We start from the raw sequence: 24,021 nt of genomic DNA, 5'->3' as shown, positions 1-24,021 counted from the left end.
AGTACTAAAAAATAAGGTATTTAAATACTAGGATTTTTTTACCTTTCATTTTGAGAATTCTGCCTTAAACTGAAATCAATAAAATATTAAAAATGTTTTTTCTTAGGAGGAAAAAATGAAAAAGACATTATGTGCTTTGTTAGGACTGGCTGCAATGGCTACCGGCTTTATGAGCTGTGGCGGCGGAAAAAGTGCAGCTAATAAGGACGTAACTTTAACAGTTTGGTGTTGGGACCCTCAGTTCAACATCTTCTCTATGAATGAGGCTGCAAAAATCTATAAGGAATCTCATCCAAATGTAAACATCAATGTTGTAGAAACACCTTGGGATGACCTTCAGCAGAAACTTATCACATCTCTTTCTGCAAATGACACATCATCTTTGCCTGATATCATCCTCTGTCAGGATAACGCAATTCAGAAGAATATGCAGAACTATCCAAAGGCTTTCTATCCACTTGATGGAAAAGTTAAGCTTGATGATTTCGCAAGCTTCAAAGTAGGCTATGGTGAAATGAACGGAAAGCACTATTCAGTTCCATTTGATAACGGTGCTACTGCTACATTCCTCCGCAAGGATATTATTGAACAGGCTGGTCTTAAAGTTGAAGATTTCAATGACATCACATGGTCTCGCTTTATCGAACTCGGAAAAATTGTAAAGGCTAAGACAGGAAAAGCTTTGATTTCTTATGTAGGAAACGAACCTGACTGTATCATGCTTATGCTTCAGTCTTGCGGAACATGGCTTTTCGATGCTGATGGAAAACCTTTCATGAAGAACAACGACATCCTTAAAAAATGTGTAAGCCTTTATGCTGAAATGATTAAGGAAGGTGTTTGTGTAACAGTAACAGACTGGAACGCTTATGTTGCAACAATCAACAACGGAACTGTAGCTTCTACAATCAACGGATGCTGGATTGTTGGTACAATCGGAACTCAGCCAGACCAGAAAGGTAAATGGGCTGTTGTAAGCACTCCAAAAGTTGACGGTGTTCCTTCTGCTGTAAACTACTCTAGCCAGGGTGGTTCAAGCTGGATGGTAATGAACAGCTCTAAACATGCTGATGTTGCTGCAGACTTCCTTAGCGCTACATTCGGTGGAAGCGTTGATTTGTATACAAAGATTCTTCCATCTGCTGGTGCAATCGCTACATGGCTCCCAGCTGCTTCTTCTCCAGCTTACGATGCTGCTAACGACTTCTTCGGTGGAGATAAAATCTACAAGAAAATCGTAGAATACTCTGGAAAAATCCCACAGGTTAAATACGGTGTATTCAACTACGAAGCTCGTAATGCAATTGGTGTTGCAATGAGCGGAATCTTGAACGGTTCAAGCACAATCGATTCAGGTCTTGCAGATGCACAGAAGAACGTTGAGTTCTTAATGGGATATTAATTTGCAGAACTAGGTAATTTGTGGGATGTGCATGGGGCTAGAGGATTAAAAACTTATAGAAGTTTTTTTAGCCCCATGCCCTCGCTGGGACCCGCAAATTACCGGGTTTTACAATTTTTAATGTGCATTTAAGTAAGTGCAAATTAATAATTGTAAAAAAGTATTTTAAGGGAGTCTAATATGCCACTAGCAAAGAAACCAAGATCCTTGGAGCGAAAATACAGCATTGCAGGCTGGAACTTCGTTGCACCGGCTTCAATTCTTATTTTCATTATGAGTTTTTACCCGATGATTCAGTCTTTCATTCTGTCTTTAAAGAGCGGAATGGGAAACAATCTCCAGTTTTCGGGGCTGCGAAACTACATGCGTCTTTTCCAGGACGAAATGTTTATTGCCGCAGTAAAAAACGTATTCATCTACTTTGTTTTCCAGGTGCCTATCATGCTTTTCCTCGCTTTGATTCTGGCATCAATCTTGAACGATCCCAAATTAAAATATAAGGGACTTTTCAGAACTTTAGTTTTCCTTCCTTGCGCAACTTCACTTGTAAGTTCTGCCTTGATTTTCAAATCACTTTTCAGTCTGGACGGACTTGTAAACGTTCTTTTTGTAAAGTGGGGTATTCTTGACGAAGCTTTCAACTGGCTTGATGACCCGATCTGGGCAAAGGTTGTAATTATCCTTACAATCACCTGGCGCTGGACTGGTTACAATACTGTATTCTTTCTTGCCGGTCTTCAGAATATTGATTCAAGTATTTACGAAGCTGCCCGCATTGACGGTGCAAACCCAATTCAGTCATTCTTTAAGATTACACTTCCACAGCTTAAGCCTGTAATTCTTCTTACAGCAATTATGTCTACAAACGGTACACTTCAGCTCTTTGATGAAGTGCGTAACCTTACCGGCGGCGGCCCTGGAAATGCAACGCTTACAATTTCTCAGTATATCTACAATCTGTCTTTCAGATTCAACCCTCAGTTCGGATATGCAGCAACAGTTTCTTATGCAATCTTGATTCTTGTTGCGCTCCTTTCATTCATACAACTTAAATTAGGAGATAGAGAATAATGAGTAGATTAACAAATAAATCAAATCTTTTTAGAACTGCAGAATATACATTTATTGTAATAGTTTGTCTTCTTTCAATTTTCCCTTTTTACTGGATGATTGCAGGAGCTACAAACCGTTCCGTTGATGTAATTACAGGAAAAATCACTCCGGGTACAGCACTTTTGGATAATATCCGTAATATTCCAAAAGGACTTCCACGTGCTTTCTGGAACTCAATCAGAACTTCGGTTATTCAGACCATTTTGAGTATTTTTGTATGTTCTATGGCAGGTTACGGTTTCCAGATTTACCGCGATAAGGCAAAGACACGCCTTATGAACATTTTGCTTCTTTCCATGATGATTCCGCTTGCTACAACAATGGTTCCTCTTTTCAAGATGTTCAGTACAGTTCATCTTTTGAACTCAACAATGGGATTTGTTTTGCCGGGTGTTTCTACAGCCTTTTTGATTTTCTTCTTCCGCCAGAACTCAGTAAGTTTCCCAATTGAAACAATTCAGGCTGCCCGTGTAGACGGCTTAAATGAACTTCAGATTTACATCCGAGTTTACGTTCCGATTATGGCTCCGACCTTTGCTGCTGCCGCAATCGTAACCTTTATGACTGCATGGAATAACTACATGTGGCCTTTGATTGTAATGCAGAACCAGAAAATGCAGACTATGCCGCTTTTGGTTTCTGGTTTGACTGCCGGCTACGTAACAGACTACGGTCTTTTGATGCTCTGTGTATCAATCATGACAATTCCAACAGTGGTACTATTCTTCAGTCAGCAGAAGAAATTCATTGAAGGTGTTACAGGCTCTGTAAAATAGGGTATAGGTGATAGGTGACAGGTTATAGGTGACAGGCATATAAAAAAAAACAGCGCGAAGGAGAGAAATGGTTTTCAAAAACACTTATTGTGTGGCTGCCGCGTGAGCGGCAGGTCCAATAGTTTCTTTACCGCACAATACGTGTAGCGCATTATTGCGCGGTTTTGGAAACCATTTATCGACTGGGAGCTGTTTTTTTTTATTGGAAGGTTAAGCCTTATTGGCAAGTTTAATTATTTCAAACCTGTCTTTAACACCTAACTTGGAATAAATAGTACTTACCTGATTTCTAACTGTCTGCAGGGCCAGATCCAGCTCTTCCGCAATTTCGTCGTTATCATGGCCGGTTGCAATCAGGGCAAAAATCTGTCTTTCTCGCTTTGTAAGGGTCTTAAGCCATTCAAACTTTTTTTCTGCCGCTTCTTTTATCTGAGCTTCATTTTCATCAGAATCTTTCTGTTTGTCAGCTTCTTTTGCATCGCCGTCAGATGTTGAACTACCTACGAACTGGGCCTGAATCATCTTCTGTACAATGCTAGGACTAATCTGCAGAACGCCGGACTTCAGTGCCCTTATGCTCATAATAAGTTCTGTCGGACTTAAATCCTTAAGAAGGTAGCCGCTTGCCCCGCTCAAAAGCGCCTCGCGAACGTAAGCGTCTTCGTCGTATGTAGAAAGCATGATTATCAGGATTTCAGGGTGTTTTGATTTAATTATTTTTACAGCCTCAATTCCATTCATTTCCGGCATATTAATATCCATCAGAATTACATCGGGCTTTTCTATTTCGCAAAATTTAACTGCTTCGCGTCCATTACAGGCCTTGCTGACTACACGCATGTCTTCAGCATAGTTATTCAAAAAGGTGCATAAACTTTCGGTAAAAAGGCTCTGGTCGTCCACCAGCATCAATTTCAACTTTTCCATATGTTAAATTATAACACAGATTGCAATTTTGATGTATAATAAAAAAAATGCTGCGTTCAAGACGTTTTAGTTTAGAAATAAATGATTCCGCTTTTCTTCTTCGTGTTTTTCCTTTCTTTATTGTACTTTGCTTATGTCTTATTGCTTTTACAAACTTTCTTAATATTTTCTGCTTTTCACCGATGCGGGCTATTAATATAAAATCTTCAACTTCTGATTTTTTTACTGAAAAATCCTTTTTCCTTACTTTTTACTCCTTTTTTCTTCTATATATAATAAGCGCATACGCAATTCTTTTTATTGATAATTTTTATTCTAAAATCCTTTTTTATGTTCTTGGACTTACTTCTGCCTGCCTGATGGCTTATTCTACAAATCAGACTTTTACCCTCAAACTTTTTATTTATATTTCCTTTTTGATTTGTACAGTTTACGGCTATAAATTCGGGGTAAAGCTGATTACAAGTTCCACTGCCTTAATGTTTTTCAGCGTGGTAGAAGCCTTTTCCGGTTTTTCCACAGTTGAAGGAAATGTAAGTCGATATGTAAAAAGCTTTAGTGAAATCAATTCTGTTGTTTTTACAATGACCCTTTGTACTGTTATGGCCATGATTCTCAAGCAGATTGCAAAGAATTATATCCTGGCCTCGGAAACGGTAAAGCACCAGAATCTTGTAATGAATCAGATGTCCGAACTTAACAACAAGCTGCAGGAATATGCAAAGAATCACGGAGAAGAAGCTGTTCAGAATGAACGCATGAGAATTACCCGAGACATGCACGATTCCTGCGGTTACGCTTTTGTGAATATAACGGCAATTATTGATGCCATTATGAGTAATCCTGAAATTGAACGCGATAAGCTTTCTGATACTCTTCTGACTGTGCGAAACCTTGCTTCAAACGGACTTAAGGAAACCAGAAAAACTCTCCGCCAGATTCGTGAAGTTGAATCACCGACTCAAAATAACCTTACCGCAGTTTATGAAATCAAGCGTATTTTCCAGCAGATTACCGGAATCAAGGTGGATATTCAGAGCGGAAACCTTAAGGAAAATTACGGAATTACGATTAATGCAATTATCATGCATACTCTGCAGGAAGGCCTTACAAATGCAATCCGTCACGGCCGGGCAAAAAATATTTATGTTACCTTCTGGGATGATGTAAACCTTCTTACAATGGTGATAAAGGATGACGGTATCGGTTCAAAGGAAGTTGTAAAAGGAATCGGTCTTGCGGGTATGGAGGAGCGCCTCAGTAAGGTTATGGGAAGGCTTGAAGTTTCAACTCCAAAAGAGGGCGGCTTCCGCCTTGAAATTCAAATTCCTCTTGTAAATATCGCTGCCGACGAACTGAAATTGTAAAAAGACTGCAGACGGAATAATTTTCTTGCATTTTTGTTTTTCTGATTTATAATAAATTCTGACACATAAAAAAACGTTCATAGATTAAAAAATGGAAGCGAATTTTCTTTTTGGGAGGGAAAATGAAGAAATTTTTTTCCTTATGTGTCGTTTTTATTTTATTTGGTTTTGCTCTTTTTGCAGAGCAAAGTTACCTTGTGAGGGCCGTTTCAGGTAAAGTAACTTATAGAGAAAAAGACGGTACCTGGAGTCCTGTAAAGGTCGGTATGAGAATAACGGATTCAACGACGGTTGCAACCGGTTTGAATTCTACGATGGTAGTTGTTTCTGGCGCAGAAAACTCAATCGTAATTCTCCCGCTTAAAACAGGCAGTATGAAAGATGTGGTTGCTTATAGTGCCGACAATACTTTTATGAGGAATGTGGCGCTGAAAAAATAATCGGCAAGCACTTTTCTTTTTGCAACTATTAAAGTTGTTACCCCTGTCCTGCGGTAGGTTCCGCAGGACTTTTTTTTTGCCGTAAATTCGATATAATAGAAAATATGATTTTGTACTCGTGGAAAGACATTCAGAATTCAGTTTCAAAAGAAGAATCTCCGCTGGAACTTCTTGCCGGATCTGGTATTTCAATAGGAAGTTTTGACGGTCTTCATCTTGGACACAGAAAGATTATTCAGGAACTTGTAAATCTGTGTCAGAAGGAAAACCTTCTTCCTGGAATCGTGACTTTTAACCGTCCTCTTCCACTTTACAAGCATTCCTCAGATTATGCAGGCGATGTTTCTACTCTTGAACAGCGACTTTCTTTGATGGAAGAGCTTGGAATTAAATTTGCCATCGTTCTTGATTTTACCGACGAAGTTTCTAAAATCGCGGGGCACGACTTCCTTACAATTTTGAAAAATGTCTGCAATATGCGCATTTTTGTAGAAGGTGAAGATTTCCGCTGCGGTTACAAGGGCGCTACAGATATGACTGCCATAAAATACTGGGCAGAGCAGAACGGTGTAAAGACAAGTTTTGTTCCTCAGGTTTTGTATAAGGCCGGAACTGATGAGGAAGAAAGAATATCTTCTTCCTATATAAGAAGCATGATTAAAAAAGGCTTTTTTTCTGCCGCCCAGGAACTTCTTACCCGTCCGTACGAGCTTTCACTAAAAAAATGCACTCAGATTTCTGATAAGACACTGGTGATAAAAAAGTCTGAAATCAGCCAGGTGCTTCCGCCAAACGGTATTTACCGAGTAAAAGATGAGAAGGGAGAATCAATCCGCCTGGAAATTACAGCAGATGAACTGATTTTTGATCTGCAGAGTAATCTTGTTAGTGTGACTTTTTAGAATAGCCACAGATGGGGCACAGATAAACACAGATTTTTTATGTATATTGTTTTCGTTATTAATTCCATTTGCATTAGAGTGTTTATTTTATTGTGTTTCTGATTTCCGTTTTAATTAGCGTTTTTAGTTTTTCAAATAGTTTTTCAGAAAGTTTATTTATATAATTTTCTTTGTCGAATGTTTTGATGTTGTCTGGTGAAGCATTTTCGTCAAAAAGCTGAACGGCTTTTATTTCAAGAACATTGCAAATTTGCTCAATTGCTTCAAAAGACGGCATCATTTTTCCTTGTTCTATGCTGTTTATATAATTGTAACTTTTGTCTAGAGCAAGAGTGAGTTCGTTTTGTGTGAGTCCTTTTTGTTTTCTGTAAAATTTTAGATTATTGATGAAGACTTCTTTTAGATTCATGGTTTTAATATGAATATAAATAGATAAAATGAAACAGTGTTAAAGTATTTATATAAAAATAAGACAGGCTTGATAAATATTTAAAATATTTTATAATAAAGAGTATAAAACTGTGTTGATTAATATATGTAATCTATAGACATAGTTATAATCTGTTGTTTAATTAGGGTTATTTTTTATGGAAATAACAATTGCGGATTTATTCAGATATTTTCTTGCTTATGAAGATTATGAAAAGAAATATATTGACTGCATAAGAGATAAAAATAATCAAGCAAAAATAAAATGCTTCCATAAGTATCTTTCTGGAATGAAGATTTCCAGAAATTTTAAGAGTAATAATGATGAGAATATTTACAATGTGACTATAAAGTTCATAGAGAAAAATCCTGAAGATTTCAATCCCGAACGTCTTTCACTGTGTTTTTATGAAGCAGGACTTTTGAATGACAGAATAAAAAATGCAGTTGTCGCAGCTTCGAAAATTTTATGGGTTTTTAATCATGATGTAATCATAATGGATTCTCAGGCGAAGAATTATCTTAAAGAAATAACTGGAAAAGAAATAGACTCATATTCTAATTTTTGTACTGTTTGGGAAAAACAATATGCACTGTTCAAAGTTGAACTGACTAAAGAATTACATGAAAGGGGCATTGTAAACTGGAATTCTGTTTTTAATGAAGAGTGGTTTTTACGAAGAACTTTTGATAATTATCTTTGGTTGAAGGGGAAAAATATATAAGAGGTTTAAATATGAAAAAACTTTTAATCTTGGTTGCATTTGCAATGTTGTTGGTATCTTGCGCCAATCCTAACGCAGATGATTATTCAATCGTTTCTGAAACAAAACCTACAGGAACAACAGTTGAAGATTACACAGGTTATACTCGTATAACATCAATGTCAAAAGAGCACATTGATTCTAACTTGTCTTATTATGGTGGAAACAAAGGTATCAGCTATGTTTTCTATCCTAAAGGATTTGATTACAAAACTGCCCCTAGTTTTGATAGCACATATCTTAAATTGAAGTATGTAAAAACAATCAAATATGAACTTACTGAAGAAGATACTTCTAGAGGATTTGCTTATGGAATCATGTATAAATATGCTAATAGCACTTATACACCTATAACTGAAATTGATGTTTACGAAGTTTACGTTGATGATAGCAAAGCTCCATCTAGAGGATTTGTGTTGCAAGGAAATAATTTGAAATGGTACTTAACTGCCGATAGAAAAGAAATCTACAAATTCTTTTTCGAAAAAGTTGAAGGTAAATGGGTTGCTTGTACCTGTCAATATTATGACAAAGCTTATCCTGAATTAGCAGACTAAGGAAAATCTGTTAATTTAAGTTGATTAAATCTTTGTAATAATTTATTATGTTTTCATTCTGTTAATACGACTTACTTTGTGATTTCTTCCCAGAAACCCGGGATTTGACCTGCAAAGTTTTTCGCCTATGCAGAAAAATAATATTTTTAAGGGGTTCCATAATGGCACTTTCAAAAGAAACAACTGCCGCAACCGTAAAACAGTACGGTGCAAAAGACACAGACACTGGTAACGTAAAAGTTCAGATTGCTTTGCTTACTCAGCGTGTAGCACAGCTTACAGCACACTCAAAAGCATTCCCAAAAGATGCTTGCGGTAAACGTGCTCTTCTTAAGGTAGTTGGTCAGCGTCGTAAGATGCTCCGCTATTTTGAACGCACAGACCTTGAAGGTTACCGTGCATTCATCAAAGAACTTGGTCTCCGCAAATAGATTAAGTTTGCTAAAAAGCCGCTCGTTCATCGGGCGGTTTTTGTTTTTAACGGGTAGAAGGGGGCGTTGCGGGGAACTCCCCGCTGGGTGGGTAGGGCGCAACGAAGTGCGACCGCAGGGAGGGGCTCCTCCCTCCTTATTTATCCATTGATTAATTGATTGTTATGGCTTAAAATAAACTATTATTATTTTGAATATTAGTGTAACTAATAAATAGAAAAAAGCATGCGTCGGATGTAGTGACGTATGTAGGAGTAAAATTTATGTCTGTAGAAAGAGTAACCTACAAACTTGGAGATGCCGATCTCATCCTGGAAACTGGAAAAATCGGTAAACAGGCTAACGGCTGTGTTTACGCTCAGTGGGGCGGAGCCGCTATTATCGCAACAATTTGTGCTTCTTCAAGCGTAACTGAAGGTCAGGATTTCGTTCCTGTTACTGTTGAGTACAATGAAAAATTCTATGCTGCCGGAAAAATCCCTGGCGGTTTTGTAAAGCGCGAAGGTCGTCCAAAGGATAAGGAAATTTTGGTAAGCCGCCTTATCGACCGTCCTATGCGCCCTCTTTTTGAACCTTCATTTGGTCACGAGCTCCAGATTGTTCCAACCTGTGTTTCTTGTGACGGTGTTCACACTCAGGACATTCTTGCTGTAATTGCAGCTTCTGCTGCAACTACAATTTCTGATATTCCTTTCCACGGCCCGGTTGCTGCCTGCCGTATCGGATATTTGAACGGCGAGTACATTGTAAACCCAACCTTCAAGCAGATTGAAGAAAGCGAGCTTGAAATCGTTGTTGCCGGAACTAAAGACGGCTTTACAATGGTTGAAGGTGGTGCAAACGAAGTTTCTGAAGAAGTAATGCTTGGCGCTTTGGAAAAGGCTCAGGCTTTCATTACTGATATGTGTAAGCTTCAGGAAGAACTTGCTGCTAAGGCCGGAAAAGAAAAACTTCCTTTGAATCCTCTTGATGTAACTCTGGCTAACGCTGAACAGATTGAAGCTGAAGCAACTCCACTTTTGAAAGAAGCCTGCTTCCAGGACGGAAAAATGAACCGCGGAAAGGCTATTGCAAAAGTTGAAAAAGAACTTGCTGCAAAATATGCTGAACAGCTGGAAGACCCAATTCAGGCTAAATTGTTCATGACTTTGATGGATGACATCCAGTACAAACTTCTTCGTAAATCAATTCTTGATGACGGTGTTCGTATTGACGGTCGTAAGACTGATGAAATCCGTCCTATTACATGCGAAGTAAACGTATTGCCAACTCCTCACGGATCGGCTCTCTTTACCCGCGGTGAAACTCAGTCTCTTGCTGTATGTACTCTTGGTACTGCAATGGACGAACAGTCTTATGATGATATTGATGGAGATCGCTCAGAGCACTTCATCCTTCACTATAACTTCCCACCATACTCAGTTGGTGAAACTGGTAAGCTTACAACAGGCCGCCGCGAAATTGGTCACGGTAACCTCGCTCGCCGCTCACTCGCTGCTATGGTTCCAAGCCGCGAAGAGTTCCCTTACACAATCCGCGTAGTTTCTGAAATCATGGAATCTAACGGTTCTTCATCACAGGCTTCTACTTGTGGTGGTACACTTTGTATGCTGGCTGCCGGTGTTCCAATGAAGAAGATGGTAGCTGGTATTGCTATGGGTCTTATCACAGAACCAGAGGGAGACAATCCTTATGGCCGCTATAAGATTTTGAGCGATATCCTTGGTGAAGAAGACCACCTTGGTGATATGGACTTCAAAGTAGCCGGAACAAAAGACGGTATTACTGGTTTCCAGATGGATATTAAGATTGCCGGTGTAACAACAGAAATCATGAAGAAGGCTATGGAACAGGCTCGTCAGGGTCGTCTCCACATCCTCTCTATTATGGAGAAGTGCATCGACAAACCAGCTCCACTCGCTAAGAACGCTCCACAGATTCTTACAATGAAGATTCCTGTAGACAAGATTGGTGCTTTGATTGGACCTGGCGGAAAGAACGTAAAAGCTTTGTGCCAGCAGTATGATGTAACAATCAACACTGATGATGACGGAACTGTAACAATCTACTCTAAGAACGGAATGAATGCAGAAGCTGCTAAGAAGGCTGTAAAGGGCATTACAGAAGATCCAGAAGTAGGAACAATCTACCAGGGAACTGTAAAACGCATTATGGAATTCGGCGCTTTCGTAGAAATCCTTCCTGGAAAAGAAGGTCTCTGCCACATTTCAAAACTCAGCCGCCAGCGTGTAAGCAAGGTAACTGATGTTTTGAAAGAAGGTCAGCAGATTCCTGTAAAACTTCTTGAAGTTGACAAGCAGGGCCGTCTCAACCTTTCTTATGTAGACGCTCTCGAAGAAAAGAAATAAGAACAGGAATAAACAGAAATAAGCATTCTTGATTATCAGGAGTAAAAGTATTATACTCTGTTCATAAATAAAAAAGTCGTCCTTAATCGGGCGACTTTTCTTTTTTTTTGAGGTACTTATATGAAGTTAAACAGTTTAAAATTTAAGCTGCTTGTTTTGCTTTTGGGAATTGTAATTTTTTCGAATGTTGTTTTAGGATTTATTGCCTATACAATGGCAAAATCATCACTTGGAAATTCTGTAGAAAATCAGATTATTGCCATTTCTGAAAATGCCGCAAACCTGATCCGCGAAAATAATGAAAAAGAATTTCACATGCTGGACGTTCTTGCAAATATGTCTGTAATTCAGGATCCTTCGGTATCAAATCAGGAAAAAACAGAAATCGTTTCCAGTGCAAAGAAAATAAACACAAATTACGAAAACATTTCTTATTATGATGAAAATGGTATTTCCATAACTACTGACGGAAGTGTAATTGATTTTTCAAACCGTGAATATTTTAAGCGTGCAATAAAAGGCGAGCATTATATTTCTGACCCTACAATCAGTCCTGTAAATAATAAGCTTTTGATCTTCTATTCTGTTCCTGTACGTGATTTGTATTCGGGAAGAATTACAGGTGCTATTGTTGCAATAACTCACGGAGATGCTCCTTCAAAGCTTTGTAAAGACATTACAATCGGAAGTTCAAGTCACCCCTTTGTTATCAATATGAAGACAGGAAAAACTGTTGCTGACTCTGATGTTAAATTCGTAGAAGAAGGGCAGGTTCTCCGCGATTCTACAAGCGGCGCCATGAAGGAAGCAATTACTGATACAATGAAGGGAACTGTGGCCTATAAGGTTTTCTTTGAGCCTTGGCGCAAAAAACTTATGGTTGCTTCTTATCGTCCTGTCGGCGGTAACTGTGACTGGGCTGTTTTCTGTATGGCTCCATTCTCTGAATTCTTTGGCGTAATTACAAAAATGGCTACTTCAATGCTGATTGCCATTGCAATTATTTTGATTATTGCCGTTACAATCAGTACTTTGATTATTTCTATGAGTATTAAGCCTCTTAAGACTGTTGAAGCTTCTATTACTGAAATTGCAAGCGGTAATGCCGACCTTACAAAACGCATCGCAGTTACTTCAAATGATGAAATCGGTAACGTGGTAAAAGGATTTAATGCCTTTACAGAAAAACTGCAGCAGATTATTTCTGCCGTAAAAGATTCTAAATCTAACCTTGGAAGCGTTGGTGAGACAATGAGTGCAAGTGTAGGTGATACTGCCGCTTCCATTACAGAAATTATTTCTAACATTGATTCAATGCGCAAGCAGATCAGCGGTCAGACTCAGAGTGTAAATCAGACTGCAGGCGCTGTAAACCAGATTGCTTCAAATATTGAATCTCTTGAAAACATGATTGCGGCACAGTCCCGCGGTGTTTCTGCCGCTTCTGCTGCCGTAGAAGAGATGATCGGAAATATTTCTTCAGTAAACGGTTCTGTTGATAAGATGGCCCGTTCTTTCAATGACCTTCGCATGAACGCTCATACTGGTATTGAAAAACAGAAGGCTGTAAATGCCCGCGTTGAACAGATTGAAGCTCAGTCTCAGATGCTTCAGGAAGCAAACGGCGCTATTTCTGCAATTGCAAGTCAGACAAACCTTCTTGCAATGAATGCGGCAATTGAGGCTGCTCATGCCGGTGAAGCTGGTAAGGGCTTTGCTGTTGTTGCTGACGAAATCAGAAAACTTTCAGAAACTTCTACTGCACAGTCAAAGACAATCGGTGTGCAGCTTACAAATATCAAGGATTCTATTAATGAAGTTGTTGAGGCCAGTTCAGATGCAAGTATCGCCTTTGAAACTGTTTCACTCAAGCTTGAAGAAACTGATGCCCTTGTCCTTCACATTAAGACTGCAATGGAAGAACAGAACGAAGGTTCTAAACAGATTACAGAAGCCCTTCATAATATGAATGACAGTACCGGCGAAGTAAGAACTGCTTCTTCTGAAATGGCAGAAGGCAATAAGATGATTTTGAAGGAAGTTCAGCTTTTGCAGGATGCTACTGTCAGCATGACTCAGGGGATGGACGAAATGTCTATCGGTGCTAAAAAGATTAATGAAACCGGTTCTGCTCTTCACGGAATTGCAGGCAAGATGAACGAATCAATTGCCGAAATCGGCGAGCAGATTGACCAGTTTAAGGTTTAATTTGCGAGGGAAGGTAGGACAGCTGCCTTACCTGATCTGGCAAACCCACGAACCGCCTACGGCGATTACATTCTTGCAGGCAAGGTAATCGTCGGCGTTGGCGGCATCAATTCCGCCCGTCGGTATAAACTTCACCGTCGGGAAAGGTCCGCCAAGAGCCTTTAACATTTTTACCCCGCCGCTTATTTCTGCCGGGAAAAACTTCAATACATCAATGCCATACATCAAGGCTTCTTCTACCTGACTTGGCGAGTTTACGCCCGGAAATATTGCCATATCATTTTTAATGCACCATTCGACTGTCGCAGGATTAAAGCCTGGTGACATTACAAACTGGGCGCCGCTGTTTTTTGCGAGTTCTGCAAGTTTTGGATTGATTACGGTGCCGGCACCGCAAAGCATTTTAGGACATAGTTTCCTTACCGCCTGAATGCATTCTCCGGCTTTTATAAAATCACTTTCTGCACCTGTAGCGCTTCTGAATGCAAACTCCACTGCGCTGTATCCCCGGTTTACAAGAGAATGGGCAAGCTTTACCGCTTCATCCTTATCAAAGACAGTAACAACGGGAACAATTTTTACTTCACTAAGTCTGCTTACAATTTCTTCAAACATTTAGTTAATTATATCAAAACTATTGTCGGGTTTTCAATTATCAAATTATCTCCTATAATATTATTATGACAAAGATAAATATTAAAGTTGTAGCTTCAGAGGGAGCAAAGCTTCCTGTTTATAAAACTAATGGCGCTGCAGGGGCAGATATCTGCGCTCTGGTAAAAAGTCCTGTGGTAATTGAAAGCGGAAAATCTGCAATGATTCCAACCGGCCTCTTTTTTGAAATCCCGGAAGGCTATGAGGTTCAGATCAGGCCTCGTTCAGGTCTTGCTGCAAAAAACGGAGTAACTGTTTTGAATACTCCGGGCACAATCGACAGCGATTACCGCGGCGAAATCAACGTAATTTTAATCAACCTTGGCTCTCAGCCTTTTACAGTTAATAACGGTGACCGCATTGCCCAGATGCTTGTTGCTCCTGTGATTCAGGCTGATTTTTCTGTGGTAGAAAGCCTTGAAGAAACAGAACGAGGAGCCGGCGGATTTGGTTCTACCGGAGTGTAAGGAAGTTTTAGCTTGCCTGACATTACAAAAATAAAGAAACAGTTTGAGCACGCGCTTAGGATTGTTTCTGACCGAAAATCAAGATTTTACAAACGCATTGAGCCTCTCATAGACCGGATTCTTGAAAAACTGAGTCCGGCAATTGAATATGTTGAAGCAAAATATGAGTGGTTCAGCGTAAATGTATTAAAATCAGGCGAGCTTAAAAATCATATCCTTGTAAAATATCTTTTTAAGGATTTATTTTTATATTTTCTTGTTGCCTTTCTTTTCTTTTTTATGATTTTTTTTGTAAATCAGATTCTTCTTACTGTTGAACAGCTGCTTGCAAAATCAGCGCCCTTCAGCGACGTAATGAGGATTATGTTTTACAGCCTTCCTTTTATCATTGCCCAGTCAGCTCCTTTTGCAACCCTTGTCGGTTTTTCCATGAGCCTTGGCGGCATGATGAGCAGTAACGAAATCCTGATTTTCCGGGCTTCGGGCTTTTCTTTCATTAAGATTTTTTACCCTGTAATCATTCTGGGAACGGCAATTTCAATCGGCTCATTTTTTGTAAACGATTATCTTCTTCCGCTTGGAACGATGAAATACAATCAGCTTTTCAGAAAAATCATGCAGTCTACGCCGACCGTTTCCCTGGAATCAAACAGCGTTAAAACTCTGGACAGCGCAAGCATTGTGATGGGGCAGGTGAACTCCGGCTCTGTAAGTGACCTTATTCTTTTTGATACAGATAACGATACTGATAAAATCATTATTGCAGGAAAATCTTCCCTTCGCGGCGGCCAGACAGAAGGAGTTTTAATGGAACTTTCCATGGATGATGCCACCGTTCTTTCTATCAAGCACAATTTAAAGCATAATTACGATGTTCTGGAATCTGAACGCACGGTCCTCAACGTTTTTGATAAGGCTGTGCTTGGAAATACATCTCATTCTGCCCGCGAAATGACAACCTACGACCTTTCCCGCGAACTTAAACGCATGAAAGAAAATACAAGCGACTCTTTTGCTGAAAACCGACGCCTGCGACTTTGGACGATGGAGTTTCATAAAAAGTTTGCCCTGCCTTTCGGTTCAATCTTTTTTGCCTTCCTGGCCTTTTCAATTGCCTTTGTATTCGGAAAGCACCACGGCCAGACAATCTGTCTTTTTATAGGACTTGTTGTCTGCGTTCTTTACTGGGCAATGCAGATTATGGGCCAGCTTTTTGTTCAGAGAGTAGGACTTGATCCTTTCTGGTGTATCTGGGTGCCTAATTTTGTAATCGGTGTTATGGCCCTGGCTTTCCTTGCCGTTTTGTTAAAAAAGTAGGCTTACGGGAGATTTTTTTTTGAAACTTGTCGGCTATCTTCTGAAAAAAATGATTCCTCTTTTTATTGGCGCGGTTCTCTTTTTTGCCCTGGTCCTCAATCTTGTCGACCTTTTTATGAACCTTACGACTTACCTTCAGAACGGAAGTTCCTGGCACGATATTGGCGTGGTAATGCTCAATTATATTCCAAAAACAATCTGGTATGCCGTGCCGGTTGCAATTCTTTTTTCTTCATCCTATACGCTAAGTAACATGTACGCCAATAATGAGCTTGAGGCTCTTTTTGCGTCAGGAGTTTCGCTTTTTAAGTTTACGGCTCCTGCCCTCATTCTTTCTATTATTCTTTCTATTGCCCTTTTTGCCTTTGAAAATGGGGTAGTAGTTCAGACCTACGAAAAGAAAATGAAGCTGCAAAATCATCTTCTTCAGAAATTTGAAAGCGATAACAACAATAACGTAATTGTAATTTCAGAAAACGGAAAAATCATTTATAATGCAGCCCGTTATTATGAAGAAACCAAACGACTTCAAAATCTTTATGTAATCTTCCGCGATGAAAATAAAAATCTTATCAGCGTCATTCATTCGGATTTAGCTATATGGGATTTTGATGCGGGGCACTGGCGCCTTCAGAATACTCTGGAATACAAGCGTGATGAAAGCGGCCGCTTTTCGACTGCCAGCTTTGACAGCACCCTTGAAGAAAAACTTACGGAAAGCTATGAAATCTTCCGAAAAAATATAGTGGACGTTCAGTCAGTTTCGGCAAAGGAAGCAAAAATCTATATTGAGCATCTTAGAAAGGCGGGACTTCCTTTTGGTCAGCAGCTTTCGGAATACTATAAGAAATTTGCCTTTCCCTTTATCGTTTTTATCGTTGTTTTTCTTTCAATCGGGCTTACGGGAAAGACAAAAAAGAACGTGCTTTTAATCAGCCTTGCTTCCTGCATCAGCGCCTCCGTACTTTTTTATGTCATGCACATGGTAACGATGGTTTTTGCAAAGCACGGCTACATAACACCTTTTGCGGGCGCCTGGTCGCCTGTGATTTTATTTACAATTGCTAGTATAATATTATTAAAATATAGTAGGACTTAATATGATTACAAACATTTTTGACATACACCACACTTCCGCAGACGGCAAGGCCCGCACAGGCGTTATTCACCTGGCTCACGGCGACGTTCAGACTCCTGTTTTTATGCCGGTTGGAACCAATGCCACTGTAAAGGCAATGCCAAAGGATTTTCTTGAAGAAATCAATTTTGAAATTATCCTTGCAAATACCTATCATCTTTACCTTCGCCCGGGCGCAGACCTTATTGAAGAAGCCGGCGGACTTCACGGTTTTTCTAAGTGGAACAGAAACTTTTTAACAGACTCGGGCGGATTTCAGGTTTGGAGCCTCTCAAAGCTGCGAAAAATCACTGACGAAGGTGTCCGCTTCCAGAGCAATATCGACGGAAGCTACCACATGTTTACGCCTGAAAGCGTAGTGCAGACCCAGCGCAAGTTTAATTCCGACATCCAGATGCAGATTGACGTTTGTACCGGTGCCGGTGAACCCCGTAAGGTTGCCGAAAAAGCTTTAAAAGTTACGAGCGACTGGCTCCTTCGCGCCAAAAAAGAGTGGGAGCACGCCGTAAACGACCAGGGCTACAAGGGAATGCTTTTCCCAATCGTTCAGGGAAATTTTTTTGAAGACCTTCGAAAGCAGAGCGCAGAATTTGTAAGCGAACAGGACCTGCCTGGTATCGCAATCGGCGGTCTTAGCGTCGGCGAAACTCCTGAAGAGTTCACAAAATTCCTTAATTATACCGTTCAGTATCTGCCGGAGAACAAGCCTAAGTACGTAATGGGAATCGGAACCCCGGAATACATTCTGGACGCCGTACAGGCCGGAATCGACATGTTTGACTGCGTTCTTCCAACCCGCAATGCCCGAAACGGCTCTTACTTTACTCACCGAGGAATGCTTTCAATTAAGCAGGAACGCTGGACTCACTGTCACGAGCCGCTCGACCCTGAGTGCAACTGCAAGGTTTGCCGAACTTACACCCGTTCATACCTTCGCCATATTTTCAAGGAACAGGAAATCCTCAGCTCAATTCTTGCAAGCTATCACAACCTCTACTTCCTTCACAATATGATTCACGAAATCCGCGCGGCAATCAACGAAGACCGCTTTGAAGAATACCGCAAAAACTTCCTTGAAAAGTTCCATCAGGGAGTCTAGGGGGCAAGCGTGAAAAAATCAGTCCGAATTGCAATTTTTACATTATTTTCTGCCGCACTTTTTGCACAGGAGGCTGCTGATCCTACCCAGGTTAAGGACTTGTACCCCCTTGGCGATTCTGCCGACGCAGGTTCTGCCCTTGATGACACCGTTTCCGACCTGCTCGACGGCCTTGATCTCACAGAAGAAGAGAAAAAACTGCTTCAATCCCCTGAAGATGATGCTTCTTCGGCCGGCACGGACAATACAGGAACCCGCTCGGAAGACTCCTCTCCAGAAGAAGAAGGGGAGCCGGCCTCAGAAGATGAAAGCGAGTCTGAATCCGAAGAGGCTACAGAAGAAAGTGAGGACGAAGTTAGCCCGGAAGAAGACACAGAAGAAGACTCTTCTTCCGAAAAAAAATCAAATTCTCCTGCCGGAGTTTCAGAAGTTCCGCCTAAAAAGCGTCCTAAGCCAATCGATCAGGACAAGGCAAAAGCCGCAGCTGACAAGGACGAAAATGACGAAGTTCCTGAAGAAAATAAAAAGACAATCAAGTACGGACTTCCTTCAGAGATTACAAAACTCATCGACGATTTAATCAAAAATGAAGACCCTCGCTTTACCGAAGAAATCTACGATCTTTTTGAAGTAAGCGAAAACATTCAGATTCAACAGAAAATCCTTGAATACTTTGGAAAGCTGGAAGACCCTTGTCTGGAAAACTTTGCCGTAACAATCCTTAATGACCCTTACGACACAAAAACTGACCTGGTAAAGGCCTGCTTTGAATATATTCAGAAAGTTCATACAAGCGAAGCTATTCCTGCAGTTTTCACGATTCTGGAAAGCGACAATGAAACCTATTTCAACGACACTCTTTCTACAATCGGTGAAATCGGCGATGCGCAGTCGGCCCTTTCGGTTGCAGAATATCTTGAACGAGATGATTTGAGTGACGCCCAGCGCCAGACTCTTATGCGCACTCTTGGTAAGCTTCACGCCGTAGAAACTTTTGATAAGATTGTTGCCATCCTTGAAAATGAAGATGAAAACTCCTTTGTCCGCATGTATGCAGCAGAGGCTCTCGGCCTTATGGGAAAAATGGAAGCAGTTCCAGTTCTCATCAATACCTACAAGGATGCAAATCCTAACATCCGTCAGTACGCAATCAAGGGACTTGGCGAATTCCCTCAGGACGGTAAGGCTCAGGCCTGCATTCTTCAGGGAATTCGAGATGAGCACTGGAAGGTTCGCCAGGAAGCAATCAATGTTTCTAAAAAAATTCTTGATTATCACGCAATTCCATATTTGATTTACCGTGCCGAAAACGACAGCGAACGTATCATCAAGGAAGCCGCAATTTCAGCCCTGCCTTTGTATAACGAGCCGAACGCAGACCGTTTTATGAAGGAAATGCTTGAAAAGAAGGTGCCTGACAATATTAAGGTTAAGGTTGTTCAGGCTTTGATAGAGGCCGATCATGGTGAAGAAGAAATCCTTGCCCTTGCAGAAAAGTGCCTTTCTGATGTCCGCATGAAAAATCTTGCCAAGGGAGTTGGAAACGAGCTTGCCAAACACTCAAAGAGCAGCTATGCCGATATTTGTCTCAAATATCTTGAAAATAAGGACGGCGATCTTCAGAACATCGGACTTGATATGTACAAGAATCATAAGTTCGGTGGCGCAGTAGAAGAAAAAATCCGCTCACTCGCCCTTGACCGCAAAGGCAACGGTTCAGTCCGCAACCGCGCAAAGAAAATGCTTGGAATAGAAGACGAACCAAAAAAAGAGGAAGAGAAGAAGGACTAATCTTTCTTGTCATAGAACTTGTTTACCAGTCTAAGGGCGTCGTTAATGCGCTCTTCGGCTTCCGGACTGAAGTCCACATCTTCTTCTACCAGGGCTTCAAGGCTGGCGTGAGTTTCCTGAAGAGCAGTTGAAAAGCCCCGTGAAGTTTTAAGCCAGTAGTTTCCCTTGCCGTCTGTAAAGAGAGTAATAAAGCCGTATTCCTTGTTTTTCTGCTTAGCAATTGCTGTGCGAAGTACTGTTTCCAGGGCAAAAATAATCTGCTCTTTTTCTACATCGTTGTAAATGTTTCCGTTCAGGTGGCGGTTCCACTTTTTTTCTGCAATAGGAGTGAGCACAAGATTTTTTGCAATCTCAATAATCTGTGAAAGCTTTTCTCCGTCCAGCAGCATTCCGTTGTCTTTTGTTATGATGCGGCCGCGAAGATTTGCGCAGGCCTTAATCTTGTTTTTATCTGTCTCATTCTGAACGGCAAAAATAAAGCGTTCAAGCGGCAGGATGGCTGTTTTCTTTCCCTTAAATTTCTTTGTTTCAAAAATGTCGCCGCCAAAAGAAAAACTTTCATCCTTTTCTTTTGCGCCTTTTTTGCTGTCAGCGGCTTTCTGTTCAGATTTTTTAAGGCGTTTCTGCTTTGCTTCTTCGTTGCGCTTTCTTTCTTCTGAACGGCGTAAATCTGCTTCTTCATCCTTTTCGCGGTCTTTGGCATTTTTACATGCCATAAGGCGGTCAAAAAGCTGAGGATTAATGGTATCCAGCATAGGGTGGGTAAGAGGCGAAACGCTCATCGCAAAGATGCGGCTTGTGCGCACGATTTCGCCTGCCACAATAAATACCGGATTCTGGCGGAACATAACGCTGCCCGGGTGAATGCAGATGTGGCCTGCCGTAAGCGAACGGTAATTTTCCCTTCCCATGCGAATGCAGACAAACTGAATCATACCGGCTGCAATACAGCAAAGATAATCCTGCATGCTTCCGTTTTTAGAAGTAAGCGGAATGCCCATTTTATCACCGACAATTTCGCCCAGCTGAATATAGATGTTTTCTATTTCTGCCATTATGCGCTCGTCAAGATAGTTTTTCTTGCAGAATTTTTCGCGGTTATCGGTCTGCTTCCATGCGTTAAAGAGATTGATGTAGGTGCCGAAGTCACCCTGAAGGTCGCGGAAACGGTGGTGTGCCTTGCGGGCTTCCATTTCTTCATTCGGTGGAAGTACAAAAGGAGAGTTTGCGCTTAAGAAGGAAGCTGCTACAAGAGCCTTGTTGATAACGTCAGGGAAGCGCATGATTGCTTCTACAATAATTCGACTTATTCGCGGTTCCAGCGGGAATTTTACCATCATCTTTCCAATGTCAGAAAGAGTGTTGTCGCTGTCCAGGGCGCCAAGCATATTCAAGGTGTCAACTGCGCCGATAATTCCTTCCCGTCCCGGGCTTGCAATAAAGTCAAAGTTATAAAAATCCGTGATTCCAAGCTCGGCCATTCGTAAAACAACTTCGCTCAAATCTGTACGGTAGATTTCTTCTTTTGTGTACATTTCGCGGCTTTCAAATTCTTTGCGTGAATATAAGCGGTAACAGGTTCCTTCGTGAGTACGTCCTGCTCGTCCCTTACGCTGGTTACAGCTTGCCTTACTTACCATTGTTTCAACTAAGCTGGAAGTAAAGGTTCTCGGGCTGTAAAAGTTCAGTTTTGCAAGACCGCAGTCAATTACAGTTGTAATATCCTGAATTGTTACAGAAGTTTCTGCAATGTTTGTAGAAATTACGACCTTCTTTTTTCCCGCCGGAGGATTATCAAAAACACGCTCCTGTTCTTCTTTCTGAAGTCGTCCGTAAAGGGGCAGTACCCAGAGCTGTCGGCTGAAAGGCGCATGTTCCAGCCTGTACATACAGTCTTTAATGATTTTTTCGCCCGGCAAGAAAATCAAAATGCCGCCGTCATCTCCGTTATCCAGAACTCGGTCTACCGTGCGGCAGATTTTGTTCAAAATAGCATCGCAGCCGGCCTCAGTCGCGGTAGTTGCCCCGCCTTCAATCGGGTCGTAAACTACGCTTACCGGGTAGGTAATTGTATCAATAGAAACAATAGGCGCGTTATCAAAATATTCGCTGAAGACCTGAGTGTTCATTGTGGCAGAAGAAACGATAACGTGAAAATCTTTTCTTTCCTTCAGAACACGCTTTACAAGTCCCAGTACAAAGTCAATGTTAAGGCTTCTTTCGTGAGCTTCGTCAATCATCAGAACGCTGTATTTAGAAAGCCAGGGATCCAGCTTCATCTCCTGAAGAAGGATTCCGTCTGTCATGATTTTTATTCTTGTGTCCTGATTTGTCTGGTCTTCAAAACGCATCTTGTAGCCCACAAGACCAGGGTAAGTTGTTCCAAGCTGTTTTGAAATAAATTCGCTTACGCTGAGTGCCGCAATTCGTCTGGGCTGAGTTACGCCAATCATGCCGTTTGTAGCGTAGCCTGCCTCATACAAAATCACCGGAATCTGAGTCGTTTTTCCTGAGCCTGTTGGGCTTTCTACAATTACAACCTGATGATTTTCCAGGCAGTCTAAAATTTTCTGTTTTTGTGCGTAAACTGGTAATGATTTGTAGTCTATTGCCATGTAATTAAATCCTTTGTTTGTTCCGTGTTAACCTTAATCCGCCTTTCAATGTAGGATGCCCAGTCCTTACGTTTTACCTCTTTCAGATAATTTACAAAATCCTGATTAAGCGGCTTGAGCACAAACTCCCAGGCGGTGTTGATATAAGTAGTAATAAAAATCGGTTCCGCTTTTTTTATTTGAACCGGATTTTCAGGTTTTCCTTCTGTATTATAGCGTGTTTTGCCCGACTTAGTCTTTATAAATTGCACAGAATATAAAAGTCCGTCGCCCGTGTGGTCGCGCTCACTCATAGGAGTTCCCAAATCAAAGGTCGGCTGAGTTCTCTGGGCGCTGATTGTGTTTCCGTTTGCATACATAATCAGCTTGTGCCGTCCGCTTTCGCTTTCAAAAACAAACTCCCGGTCCTTTATGATGTGGGCGTGGTTAGCCCAGACAACGTCCGCAACTTCCAGAAGCTGTAAGTAAAAATCACGCTGAGATTTTAAAACAGCGCGCTTGTATTCCGGCTCGTCGGCATGCATGGAAATTATAAACAAATCGCAGGGATTTTCTGCCCGCAGTTTTTTACAGAATTCCACAAATTCCTTATGAGTTTTTTCCCCGGTTTTTACGTAATTTATAAAGGCATGGTCGTGAGGATAATTCAAAATGCCCGTAACAGGCAAAAATAAAATCCTCCAGCCGCTTTTTTCTATTATATTAAAACTGTAGGAGTCGCCCTTGTTTTTCTTCAGCCCGGAAAAATAAACCTTCTGACCATTTTCAGCATATTTAGCCGTGATTTCTTCCGTGGTCTTTATCGTCTGTTGAATTCCTTTTTCAAACTGGTCAAAAGAGTGATTGTTTGCAAGCGAAAAAACATCAAAGCCCGCGTCAATTGCAGCCTCTACATAACGGCGGGGAAGATTAAAATTAGGGTAAGAGGAAACAGGCTTTGTCTGGTCAACAGGCGATTCTATATTTCCAAAGGCCAGGTCAGCGCTTTCTATGTAAGTTCTTACTCCGTCCCAGATTTTATCATATTTACTGACATTATGATTTACGGAATGCGCCATTATGTCACCGGCAAATGTAATGGAAAGTCTGTCGGAGGGAGTTTCGTTATTTTTTGAGCCGGCAATTTCCACCGGTTTTTCTTCCTGCGGCTTAAGATTTTTTGTAGAAGCACAGGCTGTAAGGAGAGTTAAAAATAAAAATGCCGCATAAGGAAACAATTTTTGCATTGAATTCATTATACGGCATATTTAGTAAA

Annotated in this window: 21 protein-coding genes; 16 read left to right on the top strand and 5 right to left on the bottom strand. The window is 40.9% G+C overall.

Features of this window, described 5'->3' with window-relative positions:
* Positions 1-115 precede the first annotated feature (115 nt).
* The 3 genes from T530_RS0103370 (at position 116) to T530_RS0103360 (ending at position 3,291) form a co-directional block, all read left to right on the top strand.
* Positions 116-1,402 (top strand): ABC transporter substrate-binding protein, encoded by a 1,287-nt coding sequence (locus T530_RS0103370; protein ID WP_027727814.1) that lies wholly within the window; start codon positions 116-118, stop codon positions 1,400-1,402.
* A 180-nt stretch (positions 1,403-1,582) separates the two neighbouring features.
* Entirely contained in the window at positions 1,583-2,473 is an 891-nt protein-coding gene (locus T530_RS0103365) for a carbohydrate ABC transporter permease (RefSeq protein WP_009104457.1), read from the top strand.
* On the top strand, positions 2,473-3,291 hold the full coding sequence (locus tag T530_RS0103360) for a carbohydrate ABC transporter permease (protein WP_027727813.1): 819 nt from the start codon (positions 2,473-2,475) through the stop codon (positions 3,289-3,291). The genes T530_RS0103365 and T530_RS0103360 overlap by 1 nt, the downstream gene beginning before the upstream one ends.
* Before the next feature lie 210 nt (positions 3,292-3,501).
* Here T530_RS0103360 and T530_RS0103355 read toward each other — a convergent pair whose 3' ends face one another.
* Complete coding sequence (locus T530_RS0103355) at positions 3,502-4,218, bottom strand: response regulator transcription factor (protein WP_027727812.1); 717 nt, start codon at positions 4,216-4,218, stop codon at positions 3,502-3,504.
* Positions 4,219-4,265: 47 nt separating this feature from the next.
* Between T530_RS0103355 and T530_RS0103350 the strand changes: the two genes are divergently transcribed.
* The 3 genes from T530_RS0103350 (at position 4,266) to T530_RS0103340 (ending at position 6,927) form a co-directional block, all read left to right on the top strand.
* Positions 4,266-5,585, top strand: a complete 1,320-nt coding sequence (locus tag T530_RS0103350) for a sensor histidine kinase (protein WP_027727811.1) — start codon at positions 4,266-4,268, stop codon at positions 5,583-5,585.
* A gap of 122 nt (positions 5,586-5,707) precedes the next feature.
* Entirely contained in the window at positions 5,708-6,025 is a 318-nt protein-coding gene (locus tag T530_RS0103345) for a hypothetical protein (RefSeq protein WP_027727810.1), read from the top strand.
* 104 nt (positions 6,026-6,129) lie between these two features.
* Complete coding sequence (locus T530_RS0103340; RefSeq protein ID WP_027727809.1) at positions 6,130-6,927, top strand: FAD synthetase family protein; 798 nt, start codon at positions 6,130-6,132, stop codon at positions 6,925-6,927.
* Between the two features lie 82 nt (positions 6,928-7,009).
* Here T530_RS0103340 and T530_RS0103335 read toward each other — a convergent pair whose 3' ends face one another.
* Positions 7,010-7,336, bottom strand: a complete 327-nt coding sequence (locus T530_RS0103335; RefSeq protein WP_027727808.1) for a helix-turn-helix domain-containing protein — start codon at positions 7,334-7,336, stop codon at positions 7,010-7,012.
* 178 nt (positions 7,337-7,514) lie between these two features.
* Between T530_RS0103335 and T530_RS0103330 the strand changes: the two genes are divergently transcribed.
* The 5 genes from T530_RS0103330 (at position 7,515) to T530_RS0103310 (ending at position 13,685) form a co-directional block, all read left to right on the top strand.
* Positions 7,515-8,081: a hypothetical protein gene (locus T530_RS0103330; RefSeq protein ID WP_027727807.1), complete on the top strand. Its 567-nt coding sequence runs from the start codon at positions 7,515-7,517 to the stop codon at positions 8,079-8,081.
* An 11-nt stretch (positions 8,082-8,092) separates the two neighbouring features.
* Positions 8,093-8,677 carry a hypothetical protein gene (locus T530_RS0103325; protein WP_027727806.1) on the top strand — a complete coding sequence of 195 codons (585 nt, stop codon included), beginning with the start codon at positions 8,093-8,095 and terminating at the stop codon, positions 8,675-8,677.
* Between the two features lie 161 nt (positions 8,678-8,838).
* Positions 8,839-9,108 (top strand): 30S ribosomal protein S15, encoded by a 270-nt coding sequence (rpsO, locus tag T530_RS0103320; protein WP_027727805.1) that lies wholly within the window; start codon positions 8,839-8,841, stop codon positions 9,106-9,108.
* 263 nt (positions 9,109-9,371) lie between these two features.
* Complete coding sequence (gene pnp / locus T530_RS0103315) at positions 9,372-11,477, top strand: polyribonucleotide nucleotidyltransferase (protein WP_027727804.1); 2,106 nt, start codon at positions 9,372-9,374, stop codon at positions 11,475-11,477.
* Positions 11,478-11,597: 120 nt separating this feature from the next.
* A complete protein-coding gene (locus T530_RS0103310) occupies positions 11,598-13,685 on the top strand; it encodes a methyl-accepting chemotaxis protein (RefSeq protein WP_027727803.1) in 2,088 nt (695 codons plus the stop codon).
* 27 nt (positions 13,686-13,712) lie between these two features.
* Here T530_RS0103310 and eda read toward each other — a convergent pair whose 3' ends face one another.
* Positions 13,713-14,300: a bifunctional 4-hydroxy-2-oxoglutarate aldolase/2-dehydro-3-deoxy-phosphogluconate aldolase gene (gene eda, locus T530_RS0103305; protein ID WP_027727802.1), complete on the bottom strand. Its 588-nt coding sequence runs from the start codon at positions 14,298-14,300 to the stop codon at positions 13,713-13,715.
* Positions 14,301-14,365: 65 nt separating this feature from the next.
* Here eda and dut point away from each other — a divergent pair, with 65 nt between their 5' ends.
* From dut to T530_RS0103280, 5 genes are read left to right on the top strand one after another with little or no spacing between them, the layout of a single operon-like run.
* Positions 14,366-14,806 (top strand): dUTP diphosphatase, encoded by a 441-nt coding sequence (dut, locus tag T530_RS0103300; protein WP_027727801.1) that lies wholly within the window; start codon positions 14,366-14,368, stop codon positions 14,804-14,806.
* A 12-nt stretch (positions 14,807-14,818) separates the two neighbouring features.
* Complete coding sequence (locus tag T530_RS13385; protein ID WP_252507349.1) at positions 14,819-16,123, top strand: LptF/LptG family permease; 1,305 nt, start codon at positions 14,819-14,821, stop codon at positions 16,121-16,123.
* 19 nt (positions 16,124-16,142) lie between these two features.
* Entirely contained in the window at positions 16,143-17,222 is a 1,080-nt protein-coding gene (locus tag T530_RS0103290) for an LptF/LptG family permease (protein ID WP_027727800.1), read from the top strand.
* Position 17,223: 1 nt separating this feature from the next.
* Positions 17,224-18,360: a tRNA guanosine(34) transglycosylase Tgt gene (gene tgt, locus T530_RS0103285; protein WP_051537790.1), complete on the top strand. Its 1,137-nt coding sequence runs from the start codon at positions 17,224-17,226 to the stop codon at positions 18,358-18,360.
* A 9-nt stretch (positions 18,361-18,369) separates the two neighbouring features.
* The gene (locus T530_RS0103280) at positions 18,370-20,151 is read left to right on the top strand and encodes a HEAT repeat domain-containing protein (RefSeq protein ID WP_027727798.1); all 1,782 of its coding nucleotides are present in this window, start codon (positions 18,370-18,372) and stop codon (positions 20,149-20,151) included.
* Here T530_RS0103280 and T530_RS0103275 read toward each other — a convergent pair.
* Both T530_RS0103275 and T530_RS0103270 read right to left on the bottom strand, forming a co-directional pair.
* Complete coding sequence (locus T530_RS0103275) at positions 20,148-22,766, bottom strand: helicase-related protein (protein WP_027727797.1); 2,619 nt, start codon at positions 22,764-22,766, stop codon at positions 20,148-20,150. The two genes, T530_RS0103280 and T530_RS0103275, sit on opposite strands and share 4 nt — an antisense overlap.
* Positions 22,757-23,992, bottom strand: a complete 1,236-nt coding sequence (locus T530_RS0103270) for a CapA family protein (protein ID WP_197018228.1) — start codon at positions 23,990-23,992, stop codon at positions 22,757-22,759. Before T530_RS0103270 ends, T530_RS0103275 begins: the two co-directional genes overlap by 10 nt.
* Between the last annotated feature and the right edge of the window lie 29 nt (positions 23,993-24,021).

This window comes from Treponema sp. C6A8 (genome assembly GCF_000619925.1).
Lineage (GTDB): Bacteria > Spirochaetota > Spirochaetia > Treponematales > Treponemataceae > Treponema_D.
This window is presented reverse-complemented; position numbering and strand designations above follow the sequence as displayed.